This window comes from Pedobacter cryoconitis, assembly GCF_014200605.1.
Lineage (GTDB): Bacteria > Bacteroidota > Bacteroidia > Sphingobacteriales > Sphingobacteriaceae > Pedobacter > Pedobacter cryoconitis_B.
The window spans coordinates 107,714-120,868 of record NZ_JACHCE010000004.1; the positions used below are offsets into that span (position 1 = coordinate 107,714).

Annotated in this window: 13 protein-coding genes; 4 read left to right on the forward strand and 9 right to left on the reverse strand. The window is 38.8% G+C overall.

The genetic code is table 11. The annotated features are described in order from the left end of the window. Positions 1-31: 31 nt before the first annotated feature. The 3 genes from HDE68_RS13720 to HDE68_RS13730 form a co-directional block, all read right to left on the reverse strand. On the reverse strand, positions 32-937 hold the full coding sequence (locus HDE68_RS13720; RefSeq protein ID WP_183882790.1) for a DMT family transporter: 906 nt from the start codon (positions 935-937) through the stop codon (positions 32-34). A gap of 117 nt (positions 938-1,054) precedes the next feature. After that, positions 1,055-1,618 (reverse strand): putative glycolipid-binding domain-containing protein, encoded by a 564-nt coding sequence (locus HDE68_RS13725; RefSeq protein ID WP_183882791.1) that lies wholly within the window; start codon positions 1,616-1,618, stop codon positions 1,055-1,057. Between the two features lie 126 nt (positions 1,619-1,744). Further along, a complete protein-coding gene (locus HDE68_RS13730; RefSeq protein WP_183882792.1) occupies positions 1,745-2,638 on the reverse strand; it encodes a DMT family transporter in 894 nt (297 codons plus the stop codon). Between the two features lie 95 nt (positions 2,639-2,733). On the opposite strand from HDE68_RS13730, the gene HDE68_RS13735 reads away from it, so the two are divergent. Next, the gene (locus HDE68_RS13735) at positions 2,734-4,146 is read left to right on the forward strand and encodes a PLP-dependent aminotransferase family protein (RefSeq protein WP_183882793.1); all 1,413 of its coding nucleotides are present in this window, start codon (positions 2,734-2,736) and stop codon (positions 4,144-4,146) included. A gap of 83 nt (positions 4,147-4,229) precedes the next feature. After that, the gene (locus HDE68_RS13740) at positions 4,230-5,798 is read left to right on the forward strand and encodes an MFS transporter (RefSeq protein ID WP_183882794.1); all 1,569 of its coding nucleotides are present in this window, start codon (positions 4,230-4,232) and stop codon (positions 5,796-5,798) included. A gap of 1 nt (position 5,799) precedes the next feature. Here the strand turns inward: HDE68_RS13740 and msrA are convergent, their stop codons facing one another. Next, complete coding sequence (gene msrA, locus HDE68_RS13745; RefSeq protein ID WP_183882795.1) at positions 5,800-6,291, reverse strand: peptide-methionine (S)-S-oxide reductase MsrA; 492 nt, start codon at positions 6,289-6,291, stop codon at positions 5,800-5,802. Positions 6,292-6,343: 52 nt separating this feature from the next. After that, positions 6,344-8,110 (reverse strand): ATP-binding protein, encoded by a 1,767-nt coding sequence (locus tag HDE68_RS13750; RefSeq protein WP_183882796.1) that lies wholly within the window; start codon positions 8,108-8,110, stop codon positions 6,344-6,346. 188 nt (positions 8,111-8,298) lie between these two features. Here HDE68_RS13750 and HDE68_RS13755 point away from each other — a divergent pair, with 188 nt between their 5' ends. Then, positions 8,299-8,883 (forward strand): DUF4142 domain-containing protein, encoded by a 585-nt coding sequence (locus tag HDE68_RS13755; protein ID WP_183882797.1) that lies wholly within the window; start codon positions 8,299-8,301, stop codon positions 8,881-8,883. Positions 8,884-8,895: 12 nt separating this feature from the next. On the opposite strand, the gene HDE68_RS13760 is transcribed toward HDE68_RS13755, so the two are convergent. Continuing rightward, complete coding sequence (locus tag HDE68_RS13760) at positions 8,896-9,282, reverse strand: MmcQ/YjbR family DNA-binding protein (RefSeq protein WP_317617701.1); 387 nt, start codon at positions 9,280-9,282, stop codon at positions 8,896-8,898. Between the two features lie 137 nt (positions 9,283-9,419). Here HDE68_RS13760 and HDE68_RS13765 point away from each other — a divergent pair, with 137 nt between their 5' ends. Continuing rightward, the gene (locus tag HDE68_RS13765; protein WP_183882798.1) at positions 9,420-10,520 is read left to right on the forward strand and encodes a PepSY-associated TM helix domain-containing protein; all 1,101 of its coding nucleotides are present in this window, start codon (positions 9,420-9,422) and stop codon (positions 10,518-10,520) included. Here the strand turns inward: HDE68_RS13765 and HDE68_RS13770 are convergent. Genes HDE68_RS13770 through HDE68_RS13780 form a run of 3 tightly spaced genes read right to left on the reverse strand, consistent with a single transcriptional unit; the run spans position 10,517 to position 12,928 of the window. Next, complete coding sequence (locus tag HDE68_RS13770) at positions 10,517-11,158, reverse strand: LysE family translocator (RefSeq protein WP_183882799.1); 642 nt, start codon at positions 11,156-11,158, stop codon at positions 10,517-10,519. The two genes, HDE68_RS13765 and HDE68_RS13770, sit on opposite strands and share 4 nt — an antisense overlap. A 36-nt stretch (positions 11,159-11,194) precedes the next feature. Further along, positions 11,195-12,103, reverse strand: a complete 909-nt coding sequence (locus HDE68_RS13775) for a helix-turn-helix domain-containing protein (protein ID WP_183882800.1) — start codon at positions 12,101-12,103, stop codon at positions 11,195-11,197. 60 nt (positions 12,104-12,163) lie between these two features. Then, positions 12,164-12,928: an SDR family NAD(P)-dependent oxidoreductase gene (locus tag HDE68_RS13780; RefSeq protein WP_183882801.1), complete on the reverse strand. Its 765-nt coding sequence runs from the start codon at positions 12,926-12,928 to the stop codon at positions 12,164-12,166. Positions 12,929-13,155 lie beyond the last annotated feature (227 nt).

Below are 13,155 nucleotides of genomic sequence, written 5' to 3' on the forward strand. Positions count from 1 at the left end.
TAGTTTATATTAAAATACTAAAATTCTAAGCTCAATGTGATGATTTCATTTTACGTGAACTTAATAAAAGTCCAGAAAGAATAAGTAGCCCGCCAATAATCTGCATGAGGCTGATCCGCTCCTGTAAAAACAATACAGCGATCAAAACACCTGTTAGAATATCCAGATTTAGAAAGTTCCCAACCATTGCTGCCGGTAACTGCTCAATTGCCTTATTGTATAAAAGGAAACAAAGTGCAGATGATATGGCCCCCAGATAAACTAAAGCGAGCCATCCCTGAATATCGATGTGTATTGGCCCGTTAAGATTGATAAACTCATAGATAGCTAATGGTAATAATAAAATTGTCCCTATACAACCGCTCCAGAAAGTAATGACGAGCGGCTGCAGATGACTGAGTTTACGGGAAACTAAAGTATAGGTTGCCCAGGAGAATACGGAGATCAGCATGAACAGATTACCTGTCAGACTACTTTTTTCGGCAGGATCATTTGTGGCAATAAAACCAACCAGAATTACGCCGGTAAAGGATAAAAGAATTCCGGCTACCTGCAAAACCGCTAACCGTTCTTTAAGGAAGAAAACACCTGCTAATGCAATACAGATTGGAATAAAACCCTGAATGAGCGCACCGCTTGAAGCAGAGGTATATAGCAGTGAATAATTGAAGAAGACATAATAAAATGAAATCCCTGTTATCCCCATTAAGAGTAACCACCACCAGTCACCAGGTTTAAATTTCTGAGCTGCTGCTGAACGTTTATTGCTGGCCAGATAAACTGGAAAAAGGCAAAGTAAAGCAATCGTAAAGCGAATAAATGAAAAACAGCCTGGTGGCAATATATCTACTACAGACTTTGTAACCGAATAGGAACTTCCCCATACAAGCATGATAAAAATCAGCCACAATATGGCCCGGACCCGGTTTCCTCTCATTAATTTGTAACAGGATTGCGCTGACGATTGTTTAGATAATCTTGAATTTCTTTTTTGGATAGTTAAATAGTATCGATTAAGCCCTACTCCTGAGCATAAGGTTAGTTATTTATAACTCTAAGTATAGTGACACTGATAAATCTCCTGGAAATGGCCATCAATATCTTTGATGAGCCCCGATTTACCAACTTTTAGTTGAGTAGGATTTGTGTTTCCTGAATTTTTATAAGAGAAAATTCCAGAACCCAGGTTTTGATAAACCTGCTCAATTGCATGGAAACTGAGTTCCGGAAACTTTATACTTACAACTTTAAATTTATAATCTTTTCCAATTACCATTGTTTTTAGCGGAAGGGATTTTGTAAAGGGAGTAATTGATAGATCAACGCCTTCACAACCATCCAGTTCGGGCATCTCAATTCCATATTCATTAACCCATTTCCCATCCCCTGCATAGTTAATCTGTAAATGTTTATGTGGATAATCAGCTAAGTGAATATCTAGTTTAGTAATCGTCCAGTCCTGTTCAAGGATAGTTTTATACCGGATATTGCCAGCTCTGCACATAACCATGCCTCCGGCAACAATACCATAACTATTATGTTCAAGGGTAAAGACTTCTAAGGTATCTTTCCCTTTCCAAATGATAGATTGATTATAATTATCTGTGGGGATAGCCATAACAACAGTTTTAATTTGAGAGTAAAAAAATTCTGCATCTGACTAAAAGAAAGAAATTTTGAGCGATAGTATTAAATTTAAAAAAAAATATTTACTTATTCAAAAAACATATTTAGAATTTTGCTGCTACCTGCCAAATTTTCTTGAACCGGCAACACAAAGAATTACGCCAGCTGTGATTCCTGCCATCCCGGTACTCACCTGCTCATGAAGAAAAGTAGCAGCCAGAATTAACCCGAAAAATGGCTGTAATAATTGTAACTGTCCAACCGCTGCAATACCTCCCTGAGCTAAGCCCCGATACCAGAATATAAAACCAATCAGCATGCTGAATATCGAAACATAGCCTAAACCAATCCAGGCCGGTATGCTGATTGCTGTGAATGAAGCAGGAAGCTTGAAAAACATAATGATTGCCATAAATGGCAATGACAAAACTAATGCCCATGAAATCACTTGCCATCCTCCCAGCGTTTTAGAAAGCTTTGCACCTTCGGCATAACCAAGTCCACACAAAATAGTGGCTGCCAGCATCAGGATATCACCAATTGGTGATGCAGAAAGACCTTGTGAGATTGCAAAACCTATGACAAGCAGGCTTCCAATGACTGAGAAAAACCAAAATGCACCATTAGGCCGTTCTCCCCCGCGCATTACACCAAAGATAGCTGTTGTAAGTGGCAGCATACCAAGGAATACAATAGAATGCGCTGAAGTTATATACTGCAAAGCCAGAGCCGATAGCAAAGGAAACCCAACTACAACACCCGCAGACACGATGATTAACGAAGAAAGATCTTGTTTTGTGGGGCGCTTTTCTTTAAAAACCAATAGCAGGCACAACGCAAGCAGACCTGCAATGCTTGCCCTTGTACCTGTTACAAAAACTGCTGGAAACTCAATGACAGCCAATCTTGTTGCAGGTAGTGAACCGCTGAATATCAGTACACCGATGAATCCGTTTATCCAGCCACTACGACTATTCTCTGTTAATTTATTAACTATTGTTTTACTACTCATCAGATTAATTATTTCTTGTACAAAAATAAAAGGGAAAAAGCAGCAAACACAGTCTCAGTTTTCCGTATTTAAATGGACACAGTTATATTTGTAATATGAGTAAGGATTTTCTGTATAATGAGATCGCAATCGGGATTGCCAGCCAGATTAGAAGTGGGGTTCTGAAACCTGGGGACAAGTTACCTTCGGTAAGAATGCTGTGTAAGGAATATAGTATTAGTATGAATACAGCAAAAAGAGTATTTCTGGAACTGGAAGCCCAATCGCTGATTGATGCAAAACCCCAGTCTGGTTATTTTGTTGGCCGCTCGGCTTACAGGAAACTTCCAATCCCCGAAATAAGCCGTCCGTCAGCTCTTGCAAGCGATAATGAACCGGATGAATTAATCAGTAAGGTCTATGCTGATATGGGAAATGAGACACTCACACTTTTTTCTATTTGCGCGCCATCCGGAGAGTTGCTGCCTTTGGCGAAACTTAAAAAAGAACTCCTCCAGGCAACAAGAGTGCTTAAAGAAGGCGGCACAGCTTATGAGCCACTGCAAGGTAATGTCAAACTAAGAAGAATGATTGCCATCCGCTCTTTAAGCTGGGGAGGGAATTTGAATGAGAATGATCTGATCACTACCAATGGTGCAATTAATGCAGTCGCGCTATGTTTAATGGCACTGGGAAAACCTGGAGACACGATTGCTATGGAAAGCCCTTGTTATCAGGGTACGCTGCAACTGGCAATAAGTCTTGGATTTAAAGTACTTGAACTCCCCACGCACCCGGATACGGGTTTAGAAATAGAAGCTTTAAAGAAAGCCATTCCAAAGATTAACCTTTGCCTGCTGGTACCCAACTTCAATACTCCCCTGGGCAGCTGTATGCCTGATACACATAAAAAAGAAATTGTTGCTCTTTTATCAAAGCATAACATCCCGCTGATTGAGGATGATATATATGGCGATTTGTATTTCGGTACACAACGCCCAAAATGCTGTAAATCATTCGATACAGAAGGAAATGTTTTATGGTGCAGTTCAGTTTCCAAAACACTGGCCCCGGGTTATCGTGTTGGTTGGGTTGCTCCGGGAAAATACAAAGAAAAACTGCTCAAATTAAAACTGATCCATTCGATCTCTTCTGCAACGATCATTCAGGAATCAGTTGCCAATTTCCTGAGTACGGGTAAATATGAGAATCACCTGCGTCAGCTTCGACGGACGTTACAGGATAATTATCAGAATTATGTCCATGCCATTACCGAATATTTTCCAAAGGGAACAAAAATCAGCAGACCCCAGGGCGGACTTGCTATCTGGATTGAATTCGGGAAGGAAATGGATACGAAGAAACTCTATGAGCTGGCAATTAAACAACAGATCAGTATTGCACCCGGACGTATATTCACACTTCAGGATCAATTTAAAAATTGTATCAGAATCTGTATTGGCCTCCCCTGGTCGGAAGAAATAAAGTTTAAACTAAAACAACTTGGAAATCTTGCAAAGATCATTTGATTTTTCATAGCATGAATCAAAATGATTTTAGCTAATTTTATTTAGACAGGACAAATTGAACCGCTTGTAACCAGATTAAACTTATGGCAACAGTAGCACTCCGAAGTATTCAGGGCAAATGGGTTATGGCTTGTACGATAATGGCTTCTGCGATGGCCTTTATTGATGCTACTGCACTCAATGTGATCCTGCCTTCTTTACAGCAGCATTTAAAAGCTTCCGGCCCCGACCTTTTCTGGATATTGAACGCTTATTTACTGATGCTGGCATCTCTCATTCTGATTGGTGGCACTTTGGGTGACAGATTAGGCCGCAAAAAGATTTTCATGATTGGGATCTTTATCTTTATACTGGGTTCTGCAGCTTGTGGATTTTCACCGAATGCTGCTTTCCTGATTATTTTCAGGGTGATACAAGGTATTGGTGGCGCATTGATGATACCCGGAAGTTTATCTTTGATTTCTTCTTCTATTGATGAAAAAGAGCGGGGAAAAGCCATTGGAACCTGGTCTGCAGCTACAACCCTGGTTACGATGGGTGGGCCTGCTCTTGGCGGTGCCCTTGCAGACGCCGGTTTGTGGCGCTATATTTTTTTTATTAATGTTCCCATTGGTGTAATTGCGCTCTTCTTTTTAGCTGCAAAAGTGAGAGAAATTAAAGATGAGGATAACAATAAAAAGCTGGATTTTCCAGGTGCATTGTCTATAGCGCTTGGGCTTGCCTTACTTACCTTCGGATTTCTGCGTTTGCCAGCAGTTGGGTTCAATCATATCCAGGGCTATGGTCCGATTACTGCCGGGGTTTTATTGCTGTTAACTTTTATCCTGATAGAACGCAAAAGCAGCCAGCCAATGATGCCGCTGAATTTATTCAGCAATATCATTTTCAGCGGAACAAATCTGCTTACTTTTTTCCTTTATGCAGGACTTGGCGCAGGTATGTTATTTCTCTCCCTGAATATGGTGCAGGTACAGGGTTATACACAACTGGAATCAGGTCTCACCTTTCTTCCATTTACCATTTTTATGGTTGTTAATGCACGTTTTGCAGGTAGCCTTGCCGATCGATACGGGCCAAGGCTATTTTTGATTGCCGGGCCTTTTTTAGCTGGCACCGGTTTACTCCTATTATCTTATATCCGGCAAACTAAAGGGCCTTCGGATTACTGGACTACCTTTTTACCTGGAATTCTTGTTTTTGGTTTTGGCATGTCCCTTACCGTTGCCCCGCTTACCGCAGCAGTAATGGGTTCGGTAAGTGATCATTTCACAGGTACAGCATCAGGCATTAATAATGCTGTATCAAGGATTGCAGGGGTATTTGCAAATGCAGTTTTTGGTTCAATGGCCGTACTCCTGTTTTCAACAGCGTTACAAAATGGGATCAGCGAAATCTCACTGAATCCACAGCAAAAACAAGTTGTAATTGCTCAGGCAGCAAATCTTGGGAATGCCAGGGTCCCGGCGGGATTAAGCCCGGTTCAGGAAAAAGAAGTAGCAGCAGCCTATCATTCCGGATTTATTGATGCTTATGGAAAAATTATGAAAGTTTCTGCTGGTCTTGGTTTTCTAGCCTCATTAATGGCCCTGATATTTATCCGGTCAGAAAAGATAAAAAAGAAAAAAGGCCCTGCATCTGCAGGGCCGGTTTAAGTTAGGCTAATTTCCAGTCAGGTCTTTCAAAGTGACAGGTATATCCGTATGGGTTCTTTTGTAAATAATTTTGATGTTCTTCTTCTGCATCCCAAAATTCAGTTACAGGTACAACTTCGGTTACAATCTGCCCCGGCCATACACCGGAAGCTTCCATTTCTGCAATTAAAGTCCCGGCAGTTTCTCTTTGCGTTTCATCCATAAAAAAGATGGCAGAACGATAAGAAGTACCTCTGTCATTACCTTGTCTGTTTTTTGTTGTAGGATCATGAATCTTGAAAAAATACTCAAGGAGACCACGATATGATAATTGTTCCGGATTAAATACGATTTCTATAGCTTCGGCATGTGTGCCGTGATTCTGGTAAGTTGCGTTGGAAACATCTCCGCCTGTATATCCAACAACTGTGGAAATAACACCTGGATAGTGTCTGATCAGTTCTTCTACTCCCCAAAAACAACCGCCAGCAAGAATGGCTCTTTCAGTATTCATATAATTTTCTTTTAATTTAATAAAGGTACATTACAATTATCTAAATGACAATTCAGATGTCGTTATCTTTGTATAGTGGCAAATTAAAATAGAAGATAGCCCCGTTCCCTAATTCACTTTCTACCCAGATCCTGCCATTGTGACGATCTATAATTTCGGCACTTAAATACAAACCTATTCCAAAACCGGAAACATGGCTCTCGCTTTCTACCCGGTAATACCTGTCGAAAAGCTTATCAATATCTTTGGTGCTAATCCCTATTCCATGATCCTTTACACTAACCTGAACCATTTGATTAATAATACTGCAGTTTACTTCTATATTTTTGGCCATAGGTGCGTACTTAACCGCATTCCCTATTAAGTTAACAATCACATTGCCGATCTTATCATAATCTGCATAAACAGGCGTCTTCCCACAGCTCTCAAAATGAATGACATGGCTTGTATCCATCATTCTGCTTTCTTCTATGACAACACCAATCAAATCAGTTAAAGAGAAATGGCTTAGGTTCAATACAATTTTTCCTGATTCCAGCCTGGAAACATTTAAAAAACCATTGATCATACTTGTCATTTTTTTTACCTGTTTTGCAGCCAGTTCCAATGAGTTATTTACAAAACTATCCTGAAAACCAATGACCTTACGCTGAAGAATCTGAACATGACCGTTTAGGGAAGTTAATGGTGTTTTAAGTTCATGGCTTACCATGGCAATAAAATCGTTTTTACGTTGCTCGTCTTTTTTGAGTATGGAAATATCCATTACGACCCCCGTAAATGAGGAAAACTCACCAGATTTATCTGCTTTTAAATTACCTACGGCCCTAAGCCAACGGGTTTCTTTGTCATGATAGCCTATCACAGGATATGAAATATCATAATCTCCATTAAAGCTAATGGCATTCTCTAATTTTTCAGCTACATATCCGCGATATTCCTCAATAACCTGTCCCAATGCATCTTCTATAGTAATCTCCTGATCTGGATGAAAACCAAATAACTCCCGCAAACGGGCGGAGGTAACAAATGCCCTGCTTTCAGAATGGATATGCCAGGTGCCGAAATTAGCAGCCTCGATGGCTAGTCTCAATGCGATTTCTTTATCTTCAAGCACATCAAAAGTTTGTTTTAAATGTTCATGGGCTAAAGCTAATTCTTCGTTGGAAGCAGTCATTTCTTCATTAATAGCAGCCAGCTCGTCAGAAATTCTACGGTAACGTGCTTCACTATCCGAAAGGTCCTTTACCCTGGCTTCGACTCTTCGCTCCAGATCTTCATTTAAACTAACTAATTCTTCCTGACTTTGAGAAAGTTCTTCATTAACTGCATTCAACTCTTCATTAGATGCGGCAAGCTCTTCGTTGAGTGCCTGTTCACGTGCAAGGGCCTCTTCCCTGTCATAAACCTGCTGCAGGATACTGCGGTTAGCAACCCTGTCAGTCACATCTGTTGCCGTATGAAGTATACAAATGGTCTGACCGGATTCATCTTTTATAGCCCTGTATTCAAAATCGAAATAAAAGGTTCTGATCTGCCCCCCGACTTTAAGTTCAGCAGCAGTTTCTCTGCCCGAAAGTGTAATACCCTCCTTCCAGACCCGTTTGAACATCTTTGCAAAGGGCTGCCCTTTAAGTTCCGGAAGTGCTTCTTCTAAGGTCTTTCCTATTACCAATTGATCTTTATCCCAAATATCCAGCATTGCCTGATTAGCCATTTGGATCACTGCATCTTCACCGATATGAATAGCAGTCGCAATTTTGGTCTGACTTAAAACTGCTATTAACTGATCTTTATTTAAAAAATGGATTTCGCTCATGTATATAAGAGAATTTAATGCTTTTAACTGAATATAACCGAGTTCAGGGATTTTTGTTTAACAGAATTTTGAATTCCAATCTATATATTTCTCTGCATATATGAAAAAATTTATGGACAGAAATAATTAAATAAATTCCTTAAACCATACGGGAATAATTGTGTTGTATAGAGGAAATATAAAATCTAATGAAACAAATCATTTATTTTCTTGCAACTACTATAACTATACTTTCATTTCAAAGTTGTAGCGGTGATAAAGATGCTAAGGATGCAGCAGATAGTGTTAACCAGGTTAAAGAGAGAACGCCAAATGTGATGGCTACCGGTACACTTGAAGTAAATTTATCTGATGCTGAATTTGCGACAAAGGTTGCAGTTGAAGGAATGTCGGAAGTTGAGCTGGGCAAAATAGCACTGCACAGTACAAATAATGTAAAGCTAAAGGATTTTGCCAGAATGATGGTTAAAGATTATAATAAGTCAAATCAGGAATTAGCTTCAATAGCATTAAAGAAAAACATATCACTTCCTCTGATTCTTGATCATGAAAATCAGAAAAAATCTCATGAACTTAATGAAATAGCTGATGGAGATTTTGACCGGGTTTATATAAAAACTATGGTTGATAAACATAAAAGTCTGCTAAAGGTGATGCAAAAAGAAGCTAAAGATGGTAAAGATGCAGCTCTTAGAACCTTCGCTGCCAAAACTGCTGCTATTGTTCAGTCACACCTGGATATAATCAGTAAAATACAGGAAAGCCCCAAATAGCTTTTTTGGATGTTATAACGTATTACTTTCCCTTATTTCTTCTTGTATCTTTTTAGGCAGGCTATGATATACCAGTTTATAAGAATGATCTATATTCTCTTGCAATTGCCTGAAAGTCAAACGGCCATCCATATAAATGGTATTCCAATGCTTTTTATTCATATGAAAACCAGGTATTATTTCTTCATATTGCTCACGTAATGTAACTGCACGTTCAGGATCACATTTGACGTTAAAACGGTTTGAGGCTGTAAGGCTAATAAGCAAAAATATTTTCTCCCCTATTTTAAAAACCAGCGTATCTTCTCCAAAAGGAAGACCTTCTGTTGTTCCTGGTTTTGACAAACAATAATCACGCAGTTCTTCTATATTCATATATGATTCAAATATAATATTCATCTGGTTAATATTAAAGATTTAAAGTTAATCGGGCTATCAACCTATCTTAATGTATTTGTATTAAATCCAAATAAAACTATATTTGCCGCATTCAGCAGGTATGAAGATTTAATTTTACAGCCCGGCTATTCATTCTAATGAAACGAAATAAAGGATTCAAACAGGCCGCCAGGTTTATCCATCTATGGCTGGGGTTATTTACAGGTATTATCGTAGTCATTATTAGTCTCACAGGATGTATTTATGTTTTTGAAAAAGAGATTAGAGATTATCTGCAAAAGGACTATGCTTTTGTTCCGGCAAACGAACAGCAGCCGGTAAGTTTAGCTGTTCTTTTGCAAGATTTTGAAAAGATAGCTCCTGCCCAAAAGATTACCGGTATTAAGATCAATAATAGGGCAAAAAACGCTACGGTATGTTTTACCACTAAAAAACATAATGTGTACTATCTCAATCCTTTTAATGGCAGCCTGGTGAAAAAGACCAAACCAGATTTCTTAATCACGGTTCAGGAGATCCATACCTCATTGCTTTTAGGGGAAACGGGTAAATTTATAATCCGCTGGTCGGTGGTGATCTTTGTAATTATGCTGATCTCTGGCCTGATTTTATGGTTTCCAGGACAGGTAAGACTGATCAAACAGGCTTTGACGGTTAAATGGAAAGGTTCTTTTAAGCGGGTTAATTATGACTTACACAATGTAGCCGGGTTTTATGTTTCCGGGATTTTATTAATCAGCGCATTGTCAGGGCTGTATTTCGGTTTTAAAGAAGTACGGACGGCCGTGAGTTTTTTAAGTGGATCAAAATTAACGGAAGGCCATAAAGCTGCTCCCGATCAGCCAATTATTAAGGAGACTATAGCTGAACGCTATGAAAGGATATACAGAAACGCAATTGTCCAATATCCTGGTGCTGATCTTACCAATCTTTCTATTCGCAAAGATGGCAATGTCAGACTTCGTTTAACCTATCCGTCTGACTGGGCGAGAAAACGAAATACATTTTTTTATAATGCGGACAACGGTCAGTTAATCCGCTCAAAGCTTTACAAAGATTATAACCGGGCAGATATAATCGAAGCGACTAATTACGATTTACACACCGGACAATTATTTGGACTTTTTGGTAAAATTGTAGCAACTATAGTAAGCCTGATTGCCGCAAGCTTACCAATTACCGGTTTTATAATCTGGTTAAAAAAAGGAAAAAAGAAGAAAATCAAGCAAAGAAGCTAATTCCCTTTCACTTTGGTTAACAGCATTTTAGTAGCAAGTGAAACCAAAACACTCGCCATAACCCATTTTTGTATTTTAACCCATACCGGGTTTGCATTGAACCATATAGCCGCTCTTGCAGCGATGAGAATGATTGTAATGTTCATCATTGCACTCGCTGTAATTTGAATTAAACCAAGCTGAAAGCACTGTGCCACAAGATGACCGGCCTCTGGCCTGATAAATAAAGGGAAAAGTGATAAATAGAAAACGGCCATTTTCGGGTTCAGCAAATTAGTTAGCAGACCCATGGTAAATAACTTTAAAGGTTTATCCTCTGGCAGATTATTTTGCACAGAGAAAATCCCTCCTGTACCGGGTTTTATCGCCTGAAAGGCAAGATAAAATAAGTAAATGGCACCCGAAACCTTTAACGCAGTAAATAAAAATGGTACCGCAAGCAGAACTGCTGTAAGACCAAAAGCGACCATAGTGATATGAAACAAAAAACCAAATAATACGCCAAGAAGAGAAATCAGACCTGCCCTTTTTCCCTGGGTAATTGAACGGGAAATCAGATAAATCATATTAGGACCAGGTGTCATGGCCAAAGCAATGGCTGCAATCAGGAAAATCAGAAGTTCTTTTTGTGTGATCATAAATTAAATTGATGTTTGGGGGTTAATAGCTGTTTATTAAGATCTGAATGCTACAGGAGTAAAAGAAGTTTGCTTTTTAAAGAAATTGGAAAAATGTGCCAGCTCATCAAACCCCAGCGTGTAGGATATTTCAGAGATATTCCAATCCGTCTGTTTCAATAATATTTTTGCCTCCTGTACGATCCTTTGACTGATCACATGAGTAGTTGTTCTGCCAGTATTATTTTTTAATACTTTATTGAGATGATTGACATGAATAGACAGTCTGTTTGCATAATCCGTAGCTGAGCGAAGAGTTAATTTTTGCTGTGGGGATTCTATAGGAAATTGTCTTTCCAACAGCTCTATAAATAAAGAAAATATCCTGTCAGAAGCATTTTTAACAGCGTCTATTGCAGGCATTGGCTGCAGTTTTTGCCCGTAATGAATAACTTCCAGTACAAGATTACGGAGCAGATCATATTTATAAATATAATCTGCTCCCATCTCTTTATTCATTTTCCGGAAGATATATTCGAGTTCTTCAGTTTCTTCTTTAGTGAGCTGAAATACTGGTAATGTACCGGGTTGAAATATGGGCAAATCATCAAGGACAATTCCAACTTTATTTTTCGATAAAAAATCGGCTGTAAAAATACAAAACAGACCTGTTTGGTTGTCATCATGGGGCAACCAGTGGTAAGGAATTTTAGGAGTTGCAAAAAGCAAAGCACTCTCTTCAATTTCTATGACCTTATCTGCGTATTCTGCCCTGTTTTTCCCCCTTATTAAACTGATCTTATAATAGGCTCTTCTGCTATATGGCATAAACCGTGTACCCGTTTTTTTATCAAATAGTTTTTCAATTTCGAATATATTGAAATGACCTATCTCTTTGGTAATCCCTTCCGGGAGTTTAGCTGTTGCCTGCTGGTAAAAGTCTTCTATGGATGTATTTCCAATCATATTCTTTTGAAAAATTCAGATTTTGCTCCCATTAAAGGTATAAATTTTTAAGGAGCAAAATTAAACATTCATACCACCCGATACTTCCAGACGCTGAGCAGTTATCCATCCGGCATCTTCTGTACACAAGAAAGCTACAACACCGCCAATATCACCTGGCAACCCTACACGTCCTAAAGCCGTTATACTGCTGATGTGTTTATTAAGCTGCTCATTATCTCTTACATGACCACCAGAGAAATCAGTCTCTATTGCACCTGGAGCAATACTGTTTACTCTAATCCCTCTGGGACCTAATTCTACAGCCATGTATCTCGTAAATACTTCAATTGCGCCTTTCATTGCCCCATAGGCAGAATATCCAGGCATACTGAAACGTGCAAGACCTGAAGAAACATTGATAATACCACCACCATCGTTTAGTAAACTTATTGCTTGCTGCGTTAAGAAATAAACACCTTTGAAGTGTACATTCATCAGCTCATCAAAAGTATCTTCAGTAATAGTTTCAATAAGTCCGTTACGCCCAATTCCACCGTTATTAATTAGAAAATCAAACCGGTCTGTATTAAATTTGCTGTTAAGTATTTCTTTAAGCTGATCAAAAAAGCGATTAAAGCTTTTAACCTCACCAGCATCCAGTTGCAATACAGCAGCTTTCTGTCCGATCTGTTCAATTTGAGCCGCTACTGCTAATGCATCTTCTTTCTTGCTATGATAGGTAAGAATTACATCTATACCTTTTTCGGCAAGTCTGATTGCCATATTTTTACCTAAACCACGACCACCACCGGTTACTAAGGCTATTTTATTTTTACTTTCCATCTTTTTTTAAATTGATAGCTCAAAGGTAAACCGGATATAAAAACCGTGTTTACAGATATCAATCCATTATTTGCAAATTTCAAATCATGAAGATTGATCAGGTGCTGAAAAGTTGTCTTTTCAGCTGTCAGTTTTTCAACAGATCTGAAAATATTTCAGCAACTGGTTCTGATTAACCTTTTGGCACAGGTGTTGAATATTTGAATCAAATTAACCTAATTCTTCTT